We start from the raw sequence: 16,516 nt of genomic DNA on the forward strand, positions 1-16,516 counted from the left end.
ACTAGGAATACCCACAATGTACGACCGCGCCACACAAGCCTTAGTCAAAATGGCATTAGAGCCGCAGTGGGAAGCTGTGTTTGAGCCTAACTCCTATGGGTTCAGACCTGGAAGGTCTTGTCAGGACGCAATTGTAGCTATTTATCAAACCATTAAGCATAAAGCTAAATGGGTACTAGATGCTGATATTGCCAAATGTTTTGACAGGATTGACCACGGTGTACTACTAGGGAAGCTCGAAACATTTCCCGCTATTAGACGGCAGATACGAGCTTGGCTGAAAGCTGGGGTGATTGATTCTGGACAGCTATTTCCAACGAATGAGGGTACGCCACAGGGAGGAGTAATCAGCCCTTTATTGGCAAATATAGCCCTTCACGGCATGGAAGAGAGCATCAAGGACTTAGTGGAAAAACTTCCTGGAAAAGGAGATAAAACAAAACGAAGACGAGCAATATCCTTAATCAGATACGCTGATGACTTCGTAATCATCCACGAAAACAAAGATGTCATACTGAAATGTCGTGACCATATTCAGGAATGGTTGGAAGGAATGGGATTAGAACTCAAAGAAGCCAAAACACACCTTACTCATACATTAGAAGGTGATAAACCAGGGTTTGATTTTCTCGGTTTTAACATCCGACAATACAAAGTTGGAAAATATAAAACTGGACAAAACTCCCATGGAAAGCCTTTAGGGTTCAAAACCATCATTAAACCCAGCAAGAAAGCCATTAACACCCATTACCACAAATTAAAAGAGATAATAGATTCTCACATCACCGCACCGCAAGAAGCTTTAATCAGGCATCTTAATCCGGTCATCAGGGGATGGAGTAGCTATTACTCAACGGTAGTATCCAAAGAAGTCTTCTCTCAAATGGATAATCTCCTATTCTGGAAACTATTCAGATGGGGCAAAAGAAGACACGCAAACAAAACGGATAAATGGGTAGCTCGGAAATACTGGCAAACGATTGGAAACCATAACTGGGCATTTGCAACCCGCTCGGAATCAAACCCGATGCAGTTAAAAAGTCACAGTGAAACGCCAATTGTACGCCACGTAAAGGTCAAAGGCAACGCCAGCCCATATGACGGCAACTTGAAATACTGGAGTGCAAGAATGGGCAAACAACCGGGAGTTTCCAAGAGGGTTTCATATCTTCTGAAGAAACAAAAAGGGAAGTGCGCCCACTGCGGACTAACGTTCCGTGAAGAAGATGTGATGGAAATCGACCATATCATCCCCAAGTCAAAAGGTGGAAAGGATGTGTATAAAAACCTCCAACTTCTTCATCGACATTGCCACGATGTAAAAACTGCCTTAGACGGCAGCCTTGGCACTCATGACAAGAGCCAAGTTGTTGAGGAGCCGTGTGAAGGGAAACTTTCACGCACGGTTTTGAAGACGAGTCGGGTGGGCGACTGGCCGGCTTAGTTTAATCAAGTCAAACGACGATGCTTGTTCTCGAGTTCAAAGTTAAAGGTGGTATCAGTTCAGGAAGTGGTTGGAACAGTTTGGAGAAAAGTTTGGCAGGATAACCGTTGCGGTCGAACCTGCCTATACCAGCCAAGCCTGTTCGAGTTGTGGCACGGTCGTCAGAAAGACGCTTTCAACTCGCACCCACGTTTGTCAGTGCGGTTGCGAACTTGACAGAGACCACAACGCAGCCATCAACATTCTGAACGCTGCCTTAAGTACGGTAGGGCATACCGGAACTTTGGTCGATGACCTAAACGCTTCTGGAGATTTGACCGCTACTTTGGCTGGTGCAAACCTGTCGAAGCAAGTTGGATCGTTGAAGGAAGAATCCTCACGCCGTGATAGCTGAGGAGTGTCAACGGGCCTGGATGTAACTCTTCAAATCGAGAACCCCTGAGAATCTTGCGAAATCGAGTATTCTATCGGTGAAGCAACAAAATTTACGATTTCGCACCAAAACCTATGAAACGTCCAATTTTTGCCCTATTCACCAGTTTAGCCTTAGCCGGAAGCCTCTTAACACCGAGCGTCACAGCCGAAACTAAGGGATTGTCCGACGACTCAACGCTCGTTCCCCAAAGCCCAACCCGCTTAATTTCCCAACATACCGATCGCCTTCCTCGAGGCCGACATCATTTCTACGAACGCGATCTCGAAGCCATGGTTTCCTATATTCGAGAAGGCAATTATATGTACGGTGCTTTATATGATCGATCGAGTTTAGTCTGTTTTAGTGCCGATATCAATTGGGGCAGCGTCGATGTCAACTGGTGGGGTGATTTGTGGCGCATTGGCAATCCCAATCGTTCCTCAATGTCTGTGACCTATAGCATTGACGATTTCACCGTCGGCAACTCCACCGTTCGCCCCGGTTTAGATAACCCCAGTGCCGTTTGGCGATGTCACTAATTGCCGTTCGATCGAGCGAGTAACACTCCATCCTCCTCTCAAATAAGAGTTTCTCATCTTTTTGCCCAAAACTCCGTTTCCTTTGTGTTTCGGAAATCCAGAATTTTTAAAACCCAGTTTATCGAAAAAAGATGGAGTATCGATCGACCCAAAACACCAAACATCCAACCCAGGCAAAAACCCCATATTCCTATCTAAAACGCTCGAAAAACTCAAAGGCAGGACGTAACTGGCTTCCCCAAAAATAAAAGTTATGTCCTGCCCCTTCAACAGGGTGATATTCAACGCGATTTCCCGCTCCCGAATTGACTAACGCTTGATAAAACCCGTAACTTTGCGATTCGGGAACGATATCGTCAGCGGTTCCGTGAGCTAAATAAAGGGGCATTTGCCATTCCGAAACTCGACGTTGAGGATTGTCTCGTCCCGTCCAACGTTCGGGATATTGATTATAATATCCGTACACCGCCGTCATCAGTCGATCGTCTGGCGTATTATCCTGGCTAAAATCTCCCGAAAAACTCGCCCCCGCCACGAACAAACCGGGATTTTCTAACGCAACTAATGCCACGCCGCGACCTCCCGTCGAAAGACCAATTAACGTATTCTGTTGGCCGGGAACTAACAAACCATGTCGTTGCTGCATGGCGGGAATAAAAAATCGTCTCATAAATTCGCCGCCAGGGATAGACGGATGCCACCGCATTTCCGTTTCAGGATAATAAGAACTTTCGTAGAGCGTTTGTCCCATTTGCGGCAACAATAAAATATAGCCGTATTCGTCTGCAAGGGCTTGTAAATTGGTTTCGTTAACCCAACGGGCTTTATCGAAATCCCAGCCGGGAAGCATCACCGCACAGGCTAAATCGCTTCCGTAATTCGCTGGAACGTAAATATCGTAAGCGACACCTTCGACAGATAAATTAGTATTCCAACCCACGCTAACGTTAGCAATTTTCGGTTGAGATTCAGACTGGGACATTGAGGACGGTTGAGACAGTTCGGTAGGCGTTTCTTCGCGAGTTCCACTCATTCCTGAAAGCGGCGGTGGCGTCACGCTAGATTCTACGAAGTTAGGCGTTGAAGTCGGCGTCGGTTCCGGGGTGGGTTCTGGTATCGGTTCGGAAGAAGATTCCGGTTTTGGAATGGCGGATGCCTCTGTTGTGGGATTGGAGGAAACGGCAGAAGTGGCTTGGTTGGAGGTCGAACATCCCGTCACAAAAATTGCGACGAGAAAAACGGTAAAAAATGATATTATTTTAGGTTGATTTGAGGAAATAAAATCAACATTTAACCGGGTGTTTTTTAAGGTTTTATTATAAGCTGTTTTGTTTTTCTTTTTATATTTACCAAAAAAATCGTTTTTATCTTGGATATTTTGAAAATAAGAAAATCCCAAATACAATAAAAAACGCAAGTAAAATCTTAAAAAATATTCGGCTTGCTTGATTTTTAAACTTATTTTTATAGGCATTTTACCAATTCCAAAATTTGATACTGTTGGGTTCCACGGAGGTTCGCACAACCTACACCGGGAACTCTAAATCATCAATTATCAATTGTCAATTCTCAATTTCCCCCGGTCGTCTCTGTCAAGAAACGTTACACTAGGTTAAGGAATCGTGAAATCAGACGAAATACGTTATATATGCCACCCACCGCGTTATTGACAAAAGGACTTCCCAAGGTCTCACACCACGCCCCCATCGATCGCTTTGACGAAACCTGGCGCACGCCCCTCTCGATTCTACTGGGACTCGGACGCGCCGCCGGAGCGGATTTCATCGAATTTTTCCTCGAACGCACCAACTACATCAGTTGCATGGCGGAAGACGACGCCATCACCAGCATTTCGCCCCGACTCTCCACGGGGGCGGGGGTGCGCGTATTTCGCGGAAAAGCCGATTGCTACGTCAGCACCAACGACCTCTCCTTCAACGGCTTGAAAGCCGCCCTGGAAAAAGGCTTGTCCATCATGGGCTTGAGTCTTCCGGGACCCAACGCCTACATCCCCGACATCAACTTGGAACTGTTGCGGGACTACGCCACCCGCAAAAATAAAGAAGGCTGGTTAGCCGATTGCAGTTCCATGCGGGAAATGAGCGACGTTCTTCTCGCCGCGAACGACACCCTCAGCCGCAAAGCCTCTCACGTACAATCCCGACGGGCGGCGTATTTCCGCGATTGGCAAGAAGTCCTCGTCGCTGCCAGCGATGGCGTGTTCGCCCGCGATATCCGCCTGACGCAATCCGTCGGATACAGCTTGCTTTGCGCTGACGGCGACAACCGTTCCTCTATCAGTAAGCGAGTCGGCGGAAGCAGCAACCCCGCCTTTCTGCGGACTTGGGATTACGGCGCCACCGCTGAGGAAGTGTCGGAAGCGGCGGGAACCATGATGTACGCCGATTATGTGGAGTCGGGACAATACCCGATTATCATGGCGAATTCCTTCGGCGGCGTGATTTTCCACGAAGCCTGCGGACACCTCCTCGAAACGACGCAAATCGAGCAGGAAACGACGCCGTTTTTAAATAAAAAAGGTCAGAAAATCGCCCACGAAAGTCTGACGGCGTGGGACGAAGGACTGTCTGACGGCGAGTTCGGTACCATCGATATGGATGATGAAGGAATGCCCGCCCAACGGACGCTGTTGATTGAAAACGGCGTGTTGAAAAACTTTTTATCGGACCGGGCGGGTTCGGTTCGGACGGGACATCCGCGCACGGGAAGCGGTCGCCGTCAAGGGTACACTTATGCTGCTGCCTCTCGGATGCGGAATACCTATATTGCGCCGGGCGAGTATTCGGTGGAAGATTTGTTCGCGTCGGTGGATAAAGGGATTTACTGCAAACGTATGGGTGGCGGAAGTGTCGGCCCTACGGGCGAGTTTAATTTCGGTGTTGAGGAAGCTTATCTCATCGAAAACGGCAAGATTACGAAGCCGCTGAAAGGGGCAATTCTCATCGGAGAAGCCACGGAGATTATGAACAAGATTTCTATGTGTTCTAAGGACGTGGAATTGGCGCCGGGTTTCTGCGGTTCTGTCAGCGGTAGTGTTTACGTTACGGTGGGACAACCCCATATTAAGGTGGATTCGATTACGGTTGGCGGTCGATAAATCAGTGGGTTTGGGCGTCCTCTTGAGGTCGCCCGCCCAACTGTTTTGACGGGATTTTTTGAGGGAAGTTGAAGATGGCTCTCAAAGTGCGTCAGTTGACGGTGGAGGAGTATCATCGTATGGGCGAAGTGGGTATTTTGCACCCAGAGGAACGGGTGGAATTACTGGATGGGGAAATTCTTCAGATGAGTCCGATTGGAAGACGACATGCGGCGTATGTACTTCGGATTGTAAATCAGTTGAAAGATGAATTGGGTTCTCGAACGTTTATCGACGTTCAAAATCCTGTGGTTCTCAACGATTATTCCGAACCTCAACCGGATATCGTTCTTTTACCTCCTCGCGAAGATTTTTATATCGAAACGGGGGTTTTAGCATCGGATGTATATTTGGTTGTTGAAGTGTCGGATACCACGTTGGAATTCGATGTCACTGAAAAACTTCCCCGTTACGCTCTCGCGGAAATCCCCGAAGTATGGATCGTTGACACGAACGCCAATCGAATTGAAGTGTATCGAAATCCCATTGATGGTAAATACCAAAGTTCCCAAATTCTCAACCGGGGCGATCGCCTTTCAATTTTGGCGTTTTCCAATCGAGAAATTGAGTTGAATACACTTCTGTTTGAGGGGTAATTTCGATGACTCAAGTTAAGGTTCTCAATCCGATAAAACACCGTCAGTTAACGGTGGACGAGTATCACCGCATGGGCGAAGTAGGAATTCTTCACCCAGAGGAACGGGTGGAATTACTGGATGGGGAAATTCTTCAAATGAGTCCGATTGGAAGACGACACGCGGCGTATGTCGATCGCATTTCTAATTGGTTGATGCGCGAGTTTGGAACTCGATCGATCGTCCATATTCAAAATCCCGTCGTTCTCAACGATTATTCCGAACCGCAACCGGATATCGTTCTTTTACCTCCTCGCGAAGATTTTTACATCGAAACGGGGGTTTCGGCTTCGGACGTATATCTCGTTATCGAAGTGTCGGATACCACGTTGGAATTCGATGTCACTGAAAAACTTCCCCGTTACGCTCTCGCGGAAATCCCCGAAGTTTGGATTGTTGACGCCAACGCTAACCAAATTGAAGTGTATCGAAATCCCGTTGAGGGGAAATACCAAAGTTCCCAAATTGTGAAACGGGGCGATCGCATCGCAGTTTCTGCATTTCCCGATATCGCCCTTGACAGTTCCCTTTTGTTGTTCGATTCCTAAAATTACAGCTCAGATTACCAGTTCAACGCAAGATGACAGACATTAACACCCTCGCCAGTCAAGTTCGAGATATCGCCGCTCAAATCGGCGTGAAAAAGTACGATATTTACGGTTCCAGTGTGGACGAAACTAGCGTTCAAGTCGATCGAGGCGAACCGAAACAAGTCAAAGCCTCCAATCGTTCTAGCGTCACGGTGCGCGTGTGGAACGGAAACAACACCGTTGGAATTACTTCCACGACAGACACCAACGCTCAAGGGTTGGAACTGGCGTTAAAAACTGCTGCTGAAGCCAGCGAATTCGGGGCGAAAGAACATATTCCCGATTTCAGCCCGGAAGCGACGAAACCCATCGAAAATATGGAAACCGTTCGCGCCCCGCAAGCGGAGGTTTCGAGGCTGATCGATCGACTCGTGGATTTGGAAAAACAACTTCTCGACGCGCATCCGGCGATCGCCAGCGTTCCCTACAACGGCTTAGCCCAACGGGATCTCGATCGATTCTATCTCAACAGCGAGGGCGCACTGCGTCACGAAGCCCACTCTGTCGCCTCGGTGTATCTGTTTAGCAAAACGGAACAGGAGGGTAAAAAACCCCGTTCGGCGGGGGCTTATAAAGTCAACGTGGGCTTAGATAGTTTAGATGTGGAAGGCTGCTTAAAAGAAGCGGCGGAAAAGACGATTTCTCATTTGAACTATCAAAAGGTGAAAACCGGTAAATACCGCGTTGTCTTTTCCCCGGAAGCCTTTTTGAGCCTTCTCAACGCCTTCTCCAACCTTTACAACGCCCAAAGCATCCTCGACAACCGCAGTCTGTCGAAGGCGGATTCCTTGGGAAGTGCGATCGCCTCGCCGCTGCTGTCGGTATTTAACGACGCCTTACATCCGGAGAACGTGACGCCGAGTTACTTCGACGGCGAAGGTACCCCCACCCGGCGGGTTCCCCTCATCGAAGCCGGGGTGTTGACGGGATTTCTCCACAGTGCGGGAACGGCGAAACGCATGAACGCCCAACCCACGGGACACGCCAATATGGGCGCGAAAGTCACCGTCAGCCCCGATTTTTACCATGTTTTCGCCGCTTCGACCCCCTCGGACAGCTACAGCCTCGACACCGCTGAAAACGTCATCTTAATCGACGATCTCAGCGCGTTACACGCGGGCGTAAACGCTTTACAGGGGTCGTTTTCGCTTCCTTTTGACGGCTGGCTGGTGAACAAGGGCGAAAAAATCAGCGTCGATTCCGCCACCATCGCCGGAGACATCCGCGAGGTGTTGAAGTCGATTATTTACGTGGAACCGGAAGCCGAAGTCACTCCCGGCGGCGTTTGTCCCCGGATTTGGGTAGACGGACTCTCGGTGACGGGAGAGTGATGAGGGGATGATGGGATGGCGTAGGGTGCCGTGACGCGGGCGACATCATGGTGTTCCGGTCAACTCAATGTGATTCCCGCGTCACGCACCGCCCCCCAGCGGGAGATGAGGGGATGATGAGGTGTATCTTCCTTGTCTCTCCCTCTCCCCATCTCCCCTTTCGGGAAATTCAAAAAAAAATTTCCCGAAAGGGTTGACACTCTCAAAAAACTGTGTAAATATAGATAATACGCAAGCAAACGAAAGCGATTTGCGAAGCGGTTTTGCGGGTATAGCTCAGCGGTAGAGCGTCACCTTGCCAAGGTGAATGTCGCGCGTTCGAATCGCGTTACCCGCTTTTTTTCATCTCAACTCGATTCGATTCAATCTAAGAAGGTTTGAATCGAATTTTCGGTTCGACACCATTCGCTCCAACCCCCAGTATACAACTTGGCGGGTGGGAGTTCTGCTATATGGCGAGAGAGGATGTTGACGCAGGCGGTGACGCCGGAACCGCAGTAGATGATGACTTCTTCGGCGTCGTCGAATTCCTGCCAGCGTTGGCGTTGGAATTGGGGCGATCGCGCTAAGCCGTCGTCGCTGGTGACGGTTTTCCAGGGAAGGTTGACTGAACCGGGAATCGAACCGGCGACGGGATCGATGGGTTCTCGTTCGCCACGGTAGCGATCGCCGTCTCGGGAATCCACCAGCAGCCAGTTTGAGGAGTCTTTGCAGGCTTTCAGTTGTTCGAGATCGACTAACCACTCAGAATGAGGACGCGCCTGAAACTGTCCCGGTTGGGGTTGGGGTAATTCTGTGGTGACGGGGTAGCCTTGCGCTAACCAGTGGGTGAGTCCGCCGTCGAGAATGGCAACGCGATCGTGTCCGAGGTAACGCAGCAGCCACCAGACTCGCGATGCAAAGGCAAATTTCGAGTCGTCGTAAGCGACAACGAAGGTTTCGGAGGAAGTAATCCCGATCGATCCCAGTTTTTTCGCCAATTCCTCGGGATTGGGGAGGGGATGGCGTCCGCCGCGTTCTCCGACGGGACTGGATAAATCTCGTTCGAGGTGCAGGTAGAACGCACCGGGAATGTGCGAAGCGAGATATTTCTGATGTCCGAGTTCCGGTTCGGCCAGAGAAAAGCGACAATCGACAATAACGAGAGAGCGATCGCCCAGGTGTTGCGCCAGCCAATCGGCGGAAACAAGGGGTGTTGGAATGTCTGTCATCGGTTCTGAACTCAATATCGATTCTTTTTAAGCCTATGAGATTCGAGTGACAACAGGAATTACCGGGTAAAGTCGGCCGAGAAGGGCGAGGCTTTAAACCCAGATTTTCGGTAAACCCGGGCATTGAAGCCCTCGAATCGTTGGTTATGGCCTACGAAGCCCCTGGAGAAACTTTACCCGAACCCGGTACAGTTGGCGCTGTCGCCTGACGATCGCGATCGAAACTCAAGGACTACCAAAAACGCTGCATCGCCGATTCGAGTCCGCGATCGCCGCGTATCCGAACCACCGTTTCTCAACGTCTGACGTATCGTTTGACGTATCCGAATCGTTAGAAAACTGCTGTAACAGGACGAAACCGCCGATTGTCACCAGAATCAACGCCACGACAATCGCTAAGCCGACGAAGAGATTCGGCCGGTGTTTGGGATGGGGTTTCGGTGGTGGCGGTGTTGGTGTGGGAGAAGGGGAATCCATCTCGGGAGACCCTGTCGTCCCGTGAGAATGGGAAAAGAGAAGGTTGGAGTACCCGCCAACGGCGACGGCGAACTCTTGATTCCAGTCTACTTTCTCTTCGCCGCTGCGACGGCCGTATACTCGCACGCGATCGACCCCTTCGATTTCTAAGTTGACGACTTTTACGCGCACCACATCGAGACATCTGGCGCGATCGGGAACGCGATCGTCGGATTCGAGGACGACGTGCAAGCACCCTTCTTTTAACGCCGTCTTCGATCGAAGTCCGTCGGATTTTAATTCTTGATTTAACAGTGCGGAAATCGCCTTGGGATTCCCTTGGCGAGCCAGTTCGTGGAGTTGGGATGGAGTGGTCATAGCTTTTTGGGTGAGGGCTGCCAAGCCTCTATCCCTAGCATACCGGATGACTCGATCGCGTCGGTTCGGGGAAGTTACGGAAATTCCTCTAGGACGGGGTTTCTGACGATGCGCGATCGGCGTGGGCGATCGATCGTTCCATCCACAGGCGATCGCCGGTAAAACTGACCTTGAGGACGAGGTTGGGAATTCCCGCGTGAAGGCGTTCGTATAACAGCAGCCGAATGCGATCGAGGTCGTGGAGTTCGTCGGTAAACTGGTTTTCGGGAGAAACCAGGAAATCGAGATCGATATAAACGTCTCGTCCGAGTTGTTCGATTTTAAGGCGCAGGTCTTGATGGGGAATCAGTCGCAGGGGGCGATCGAGGATGCGATGCACTTTCTTTTCTAACGGTCCTTCAGCGTGACGGCCCAACAGTTGCGTCCAGTTATATCGCAGCCGTTTCCACAACGGGGAGACAGACACCGCCACCATCAGCAAGACTAAAATCGGGTCGAGATAGCGCAGGGGTTCGAGAAGGGTGTCCCCGGTGAACCAAGCCGCACTAAAGGCGATCGTTAAAAACAATCCCGTCATTCCGCGATCGAACCAGCGTTTCGCATCGCGATCGACTACAGACAACCCGGTTTTTTCAGCGATTTTTCCCAATCTCGCCGCCCAGTTCGTCCCCACCATCGCCACGATCGCAGCGTAACCGAAGGCCAGACCGACATTTACATCCCGTCCCCCAGCGGCGATCGTCACCAACGCCGCAGCCGCCGCCAAGGCCAACACCGCCAACTCCGTCATACTCTGCATGACGTTTAACATCGGTTCGAGGGTGTCTTGGGAGAGTGCAACCCCATCGCCTTCAGGATTTTGAGATTGTCGATCGAGTCGCTCTCGCAACTGGGCGAAGACCCCGTCAACCAGCGATCGCGCCCCGTCCAGTAACACCGCGTTCGAGCCAGTCAGCAACGCCAACAAACCCCCCAACGCCGCGATTCCCAGACTTCCCCGAAACACCAGCGTCAACGCTTGGGGGTCGAAGGTTCGGGTATCGTTCGATCGTTGCGGGGGCATAATGACGGTAAAGTGAGGCGAAATGTGAAGCGCGAAGTGAAGCGCGAACGCTTGAGAAACGTTCCCTTCTAACGAAATTCTAACATCGCAGTTTGAGAGCGACCGCAACGGAGGAGAAACCACTGCAACCCCCCGAAATCGATCCGAAAACGGAGACGAGAGGGTATGGTAGACAAAATCGTTTCGATCGAAACTCCAATCCCTCTTTCGTTATGTCCGAATTAAACTGTGAAGTTTGTCCCGTCTGTAAAGTGAAAATCCAAAAGCTCCCGATGGGCGATCGCGTCTTATTTTCCTTCGGCGCACCGGGAACCCGCGAAATGTTGTGGAAACGGGTTTGTCAACATACCCAAGACCGTCGCTGTATTAATCGAGAATTTAACGCCAAATAACCTCGTCTTCACCCTCGAAGAGAAACTCAACCCGACCGAAAACGCGGTTCCTGCTTGAGATGGGACGATCGGCGATCGCCCCCGCACGACTTATACAACTAATATGTTTTTTTAAGAACAACTTATGTTAAAAATGTGTAACAATAAGAAACGAATAAAGAAAAACCGTATAACAAGAGAGGTAATCGTATGGTCGTAGCAACCGCCGCTCCTACCCAAAAACGCCTCACCATGCAAGTCGAAGAGATCGCCGCCGACACCACGGCCATTCGATCGCTCGACTGGGACCGCGATCGATTCGATATCGAATTCGGCTTGCAAAACGGAACGACCTACAACTCCTTCCTGGTGCGCGGCGATAAAATCGCCTTGGTCGATACCTCCCACGAAAAATTCCGACAACTCTATCTCGACAGCCTCAAAGGGGAAATCGATCCCGCAACAATCGATTATCTCGTCATCAGCCACACCGAACCCGACCACAGCGGCTTAGTCCGAGACGTATTAGAACTGGCGCCCAACGCCACCGTCGTCGGTGCAAAAGTGGCGATTCAATTCCTCGAAAACCTGGTTCACCGTCCGTTCGAGCGTTTAGTAGTAAAAAACGGCGACACCCTCGACCTCGGACAGGGTCACGTCCTGGAATTCGTCAACGCCCCCAACCTTCACTGGCCCGACACCATCTTCAGTTACGATCGACACACCCAGGTCATGTTCACCTGCGACGCCTTCGGAATGCACTACTGTTCCGATGCAACTTACGACGAAGACCTCAACAAAATCGAACCGGACTTCCGCTTCTACTACGACTGCTTGATGGCGCCCAACGCGCGATCGGTCATTTCCGCCATGAAGCGCATGAAAAAACTCGGCGACATCACCACCATCGCCACCGGACACGGACCCCTGTTGCGCCACCACGTCGGCGAACTGACGGGGCGTTACTGGAACTGGAGTAACGAAAAAGCCCAAGCCGAAACCACCGTCGCCGTCTTCTACATCTCCGATTACGGCTACAGCGATCGCCTCTCCCAAGCCATCGCCCACGGTATCACTAAAACCGGCGTCGCCGTAGAAATGACAGACTTAAAAATCGCCGATCCCCAAGAAGTCCACGAAATCGTCGCCCGCAGCGCCGGAATCGTCCTGGGAACCCCTCCCGCATCCGGGGAGGTAGCCAAAGCCACCCTCGACGCAGTCAGTACCGTGTTCGCCGCCGCCAAAGACAAACAACTCGTAGGAATCTTCGAGTGTTACGGCGGAGACGACGAACCCATCGACCCGCTAGTGACAAAATTCCGCGATTTGGGAATTAAAAACGGCTTCGACCCCATCCGCATCACCGACACCCCCACCGAAGCCACCTACCAACTCTGCGAAGAGTCGGGGACAGACATGGCGCAACTGCTGAACCGCAAAGACGCCATCAAGAAAATGAAAGCCCTCGACAGCGACCTCGACAAAGCATTAGGTCGTCTGTCCGGCGGACTGTACATCATCACCGCCCAAAAAGGGGAAGTGGCCAGCGGAATGTTAGCGTCCTGGGTGTCGCAAGCCAGCTTCAAACCCCTGGGATTGACCATTGCGGTGGCCAAAGACCGAGCGATCGAATCATTAATGCAAGTCGGCGATCGCTTCGTTCTCAACGTCCTCGAAGAAGGGAACTACCAGCATTTGATGAAGCACTTCCTGAAGCGATTCCCCCCTGGCGCCGATCGCTTTGAAGGCGTCAACACCCAACCCGCCAACAACGGTTCGCCCCTTCTCGCCGACGCCTTAGCGTATCTCGAATGCACCGTAGTCAGCCGCATGGACTGTTTCGACCACTGGATTGTTTACAGCAGCGTCGATAACGGTCGCGTTTCCAACCCCGAAGGTCGCACCGCCGTCCACCACCGTAAAGTTGGAAACCATTATTAGAGGTGATGGGGTGATGAGATGAGGAGATGATGAGAATCGGTAGGGTGTGTGACGCGGCCGAAAAATGTTGGTGAAGTCCAGTCAATGTTGTATCACCGCGTCACGCACCGACTCCTTGTCTTGTCCTCCTTGTCTTGTCCTCCTTGTCCTCCTTGTCCTCCTTGTCCCCATTACTGAAACTCTTATGAATACCACTGCGATCGAAAGACCGAGAGACGTTCAAGTTTTACCCATTGCAGAAAATACAACGATCGTTCGATCGAGAAGTTGGGGACGGTTGCGGTTTGAAATCGAATACGCCCTACAACGGGGAACCACCGCCAACAGTTACATCATCCGCAGCAACAAAACCGCCCTCTTCGACCCTCCTGGCGAGTCGTTTACGGAAATTTTCCTCAAGGCTCTCCAACAGCGTATCGACGTGACTCAAATTGATTTCGTGGTAGTGGGTCACGTGAACCCCAACCGCGTCGTCACCCTCAAAGCCTTACTAGACATCGCCCCGCAAATTACCTTCGTCTGTTCCAACCCCGGCGCGATCGCCCTGCGATCGTTCATGGAAGACCGCAAGGTAAAAATCAAAGTCATGCGCGGCGAAGAAACCTTGAACCTGGGGAACGGACACCGTTTGCTGTTTACCCCAACCCCAACACCGAGATGGCCCGACGGACTCGCCACCTACGACACCAAAACCCAAATCCTCTACACCGACAAATTCTTCGGGGCGCACGTTTGCGGCGACCAAGTATTTGACGAAGGCTGGTCGGTATACGCCCACGATCGCCGCTACTACTTCGACTGTCTGATGGCGCCCCACGCCCGTCAAGTCGAAACCGCCCTCGAAAAACTCGCGTCCCTTCCCCCGGTGCGCTTTTACGCCCCCGGTCACGGCCCCATCGTCCGCGACGGGATGAAAGAACTCACCGACGCCTATCGCCAGTGGAGTCAGGAACAGAAAGGAAAAGACGTGACCGTGGCCTTGCTGTTCGCCTCCGCTTACGGAAACACCGCCACCATCGGTCAAGCCATCGCCCGAGGACTGACGAAAGCAGGCGTTCAAGTGGAGTCCATCAACTGCGAAGTCGCCGCCCCGGAAGACATTCAAGCGGTGGTTGAGAAATGTTCCGGCTTCATCATCGGGTCGCCCACTTTAGGCGGTCACGCCCCGACGCAGATTCAAACCGCCTTGGGAATTCTGTTGTCCAGCGTTCCCAAAACCGCGTTGGCTGGGGTGTTCGGGTCTTTTGGCTGGAGTGGCGAGGCCATCGACCTCCTCGAAAGCAAACTTCGCAACGCCGGATATCAGTTCGGCTTCGACCCGATTCGCGTCAAGTTCAAACCCACCGATGTCACCCTCAAAACCTGCGAGGAAATCGGAACCGACTTCGCCCAAACTCTCAAGAAAGCCAAGAAAGTTCGCACCCCCCGCCAACCCGCCAGCAACGTCGAACAAGCCACCGGACGCATTGTCGGTTCGCTGTGCGTTCTTACCACAAAACAGGGCGATTTGTCAAGTGCCATGTTAGCCTCATGGGTTTCTCAAGCGACGTTTACACCGCCGGGGTTAACAGTTGCGGTGGCGAAAGAACGAGCGATCGAATCGTTACTTCACCACGAGCGTCCTTTTGTTTTAAACGTTTTGGGAGAAGGCAAACATCTCGGATTGATGAAGCATTTTCTCAAGCCGTTTAAGCCAGGAGAAGACCGATTTGAGGGGGTGAACGTAGAGGAATCAGAGAGCGGTTCGCCGATTTTAAAAGATGCGATCGCCTATTTGGATTGTACGGTAAAAAACCGCATGGAATGCGGCGACCACTGGCTCGTTTACGCAATAGTTAACAGCGGAAACGTTTTCGACCCGGATACAAAAACCGCCGTTCACCATCGTAAATCGGGAACCAATTATTAAGGAGTTTGTTGGGTTGGGCAGCATTGCCCACCTTCTCCCTTTTTTTATATTCTCTGTGTCCTCTGTGCCTCGGTGGTGAAACCTTATAGGCTCAATTGAGTCGGTTAGCTTCTATCCGATTAATCTACATTTTTGAGATGCACCCGTTCTCAAATTTGTATTATCGCCCTATCTTGGATCGATCGCAATAAAAACCCCCTTAAGATTCCGATTCCTCAACCCTATCTTCATCAGTCATCGGACGCAACAAAATCAATCGATCGCCGTTTTGACTGCGGGGAACCACCACCACAGGCGGACGCAAATCCGATTCTGCGTCATCAGGAAGTGCCGGAAAAATGTAATAATCTCCATCAATGTCGATGAGGAGTCGCCAGACCAAATCCTTTTCGGGATTATTGACTGCACCGCCGAGAATTCCGTTAAAAGTATCTTTGTCGCCGATGATACGAATCCCCGTGGGATTGTAGGGTTTCTCTGGATTTTCTCCCAGGGGAAAACCGTTTTCTCGAACCACCACAGCCACCACCGGAAGCGAAGAGGTTTCGTTGACAGCATCTCGCCAAGCATCGGCTTCTCCCTGCCATTGTGCCAGCCAAAATAACGCCGTTAACACCCAGCAGAGAATTACGATTTCGTCGAAGAGAGAGTGAAGAAAACGTAAAGATTGATATTCTAAAATCCGAAAGCCAACGAAGGATTTAATGAGGCCTAACCCCCCTCGATATAGGAAGTCTGTCAGCTTGAAACCTTCGTTTTGCTTGGGTTTGGGTTGTGCCAAGCGATGTTTTAAAGCGTTCTGTAATGCTCTACGAAGTTTTTTTGCAGCACGTTGCAAACTGTTAAAAAGCCTATCTTCTAGGAACCAAAGAGTAGCATAAATGCCCACAGCAGTTGTCAGGGTTGCTAGAATAGTGAAAAGTACCGCTCTCGGACTGCCGAAGAATACTTGAAACGCGGCAATGTAAAACGACTCAGCCGGGAGCGATAGCGTCGTAACTTCCAGTTGGAAAAAGCTAAAGTAGGGCTTGCTGAAAAGAAGTGAAAAGCTTACGGCGTAAGGCTTAGAGGAGTCT

The 16,516-nt window shown here is 51.0% G+C and carries 14 protein-coding genes, 1 tRNA gene and 1 pseudogene; 11 read left to right on the forward strand and 5 right to left on the reverse strand.

Going from position 1 to position 16,516, the window contains the following annotated elements; genetic code table 11:
• From ltrA to ACP5D4_RS17375, 3 genes and pseudogenes are all read left to right on the forward strand, one after another.
• On the forward strand, positions 1 to 1,444 hold a 1,444-nt coding region (gene ltrA, locus ACP5D4_RS17365; protein ID WP_428012876.1), incomplete at its 5' end, for a group II intron reverse transcriptase/maturase.
• 49 nt (positions 1,445 to 1,493) lie between these two features.
• A pseudogene (locus ACP5D4_RS17370) lies at positions 1,494 to 1,838 on the forward strand (RNA-guided endonuclease InsQ/TnpB family protein); the annotation flags it as partial.
• Between the two features lie 113 nt (positions 1,839 to 1,951).
• Positions 1,952 to 2,398, forward strand: coding sequence for a hypothetical protein (locus ACP5D4_RS17375; protein ID WP_428012877.1), 447 nt, complete (start codon positions 1,952 to 1,954; stop codon positions 2,396 to 2,398).
• 190 nt (positions 2,399 to 2,588) lie between these two features.
• On the opposite strand, the gene ACP5D4_RS17380 is transcribed toward ACP5D4_RS17375, so the two are convergent.
• On the reverse strand, positions 2,589 to 3,617 hold the full coding sequence (locus tag ACP5D4_RS17380) for a prolyl oligopeptidase family serine peptidase (protein WP_428012878.1): 1,029 nt from the start codon (positions 3,615 to 3,617) through the stop codon (positions 2,589 to 2,591).
• A gap of 429 nt (positions 3,618 to 4,046) precedes the next feature.
• On the opposite strand from ACP5D4_RS17380, the gene ACP5D4_RS17385 reads away from it, so the two are divergent.
• The 5 genes from ACP5D4_RS17385 (at position 4,047) to ACP5D4_RS17405 (ending at position 8,448) form a co-directional block, all read left to right on the forward strand.
• Positions 4,047 to 5,516: a TldD/PmbA family protein gene (locus ACP5D4_RS17385; protein WP_428012879.1), complete on the forward strand. Its 1,470-nt coding sequence runs from the start codon at positions 4,047 to 4,049 to the stop codon at positions 5,514 to 5,516.
• A 74-nt stretch (positions 5,517 to 5,590) separates the two neighbouring features.
• A complete protein-coding gene (locus ACP5D4_RS17390; protein ID WP_428012880.1) occupies positions 5,591 to 6,151 on the forward strand; it encodes a Uma2 family endonuclease in 561 nt (186 codons plus the stop codon).
• A 5-nt stretch (positions 6,152 to 6,156) separates the two neighbouring features.
• A complete protein-coding gene (locus ACP5D4_RS17395; protein ID WP_428012881.1) occupies positions 6,157 to 6,738 on the forward strand; it encodes a Uma2 family endonuclease in 582 nt (193 codons plus the stop codon).
• Positions 6,739 to 6,770: 32 nt separating this feature from the next.
• Positions 6,771 to 8,111, forward strand: a complete 1,341-nt coding sequence (locus ACP5D4_RS17400; protein ID WP_428012882.1) for a TldD/PmbA family protein — start codon at positions 6,771 to 6,773, stop codon at positions 8,109 to 8,111.
• Positions 8,112 to 8,376: 265 nt separating this feature from the next.
• Positions 8,377 to 8,448: transfer RNA gene (locus ACP5D4_RS17405), tRNA-Gly, on the forward strand.
• A 25-nt stretch (positions 8,449 to 8,473) separates the two neighbouring features.
• Here the strand turns inward: ACP5D4_RS17405 and ACP5D4_RS17410 are convergent.
• From ACP5D4_RS17410 to ACP5D4_RS17420, 3 genes are all read right to left on the reverse strand, one after another.
• The gene (locus tag ACP5D4_RS17410) at positions 8,474 to 9,322 is read right to left on the reverse strand and encodes a sulfurtransferase (protein WP_428012883.1); all 849 of its coding nucleotides are present in this window, start codon (positions 9,320 to 9,322) and stop codon (positions 8,474 to 8,476) included.
• 225 nt (positions 9,323 to 9,547) lie between these two features.
• Complete coding sequence (locus tag ACP5D4_RS17415; protein WP_428012884.1) at positions 9,548 to 10,156, reverse strand: hypothetical protein; 609 nt, start codon at positions 10,154 to 10,156, stop codon at positions 9,548 to 9,550.
• Between the two features lie 88 nt (positions 10,157 to 10,244).
• Complete coding sequence (locus ACP5D4_RS17420; RefSeq protein WP_428012885.1) at positions 10,245 to 11,342, reverse strand: cation transporter; 1,098 nt, start codon at positions 11,340 to 11,342, stop codon at positions 10,245 to 10,247.
• 89 nt (positions 11,343 to 11,431) lie between these two features.
• Here ACP5D4_RS17420 and ACP5D4_RS17425 point away from each other — a divergent pair, with 89 nt between their 5' ends.
• From ACP5D4_RS17425 to ACP5D4_RS17435, 3 genes are all read left to right on the forward strand, one after another.
• Positions 11,432 to 11,611 carry a hypothetical protein gene (locus ACP5D4_RS17425; RefSeq protein WP_428012886.1) on the forward strand — a complete coding sequence of 60 codons (180 nt, stop codon included), beginning with the start codon at positions 11,432 to 11,434 and terminating at the stop codon, positions 11,609 to 11,611.
• A 189-nt stretch (positions 11,612 to 11,800) separates the two neighbouring features.
• The gene (locus tag ACP5D4_RS17430; protein WP_428012887.1) at positions 11,801 to 13,531 is read left to right on the forward strand and encodes a diflavin flavoprotein; all 1,731 of its coding nucleotides are present in this window, start codon (positions 11,801 to 11,803) and stop codon (positions 13,529 to 13,531) included.
• A gap of 184 nt (positions 13,532 to 13,715) precedes the next feature.
• Positions 13,716 to 15,440 carry a diflavin flavoprotein gene (locus tag ACP5D4_RS17435; RefSeq protein ID WP_428012888.1) on the forward strand — a complete coding sequence of 575 codons (1,725 nt, stop codon included), beginning with the start codon at positions 13,716 to 13,718 and terminating at the stop codon, positions 15,438 to 15,440.
• Between the two features lie 199 nt (positions 15,441 to 15,639).
• Here ACP5D4_RS17435 and ACP5D4_RS17440 read toward each other — a convergent pair.
• A partial coding sequence (locus tag ACP5D4_RS17440) for a hypothetical protein (protein WP_428012889.1) occupies positions 15,640 to 16,516 on the reverse strand: 877 nt, incomplete at its 5' end.

The sequence above is a fragment of the Baaleninema sp. genome (genome assembly GCF_049974805.1).
GTDB lineage: Bacteria > Cyanobacteriota > Cyanobacteriia > Cyanobacteriales > Geitlerinemataceae > Baaleninema.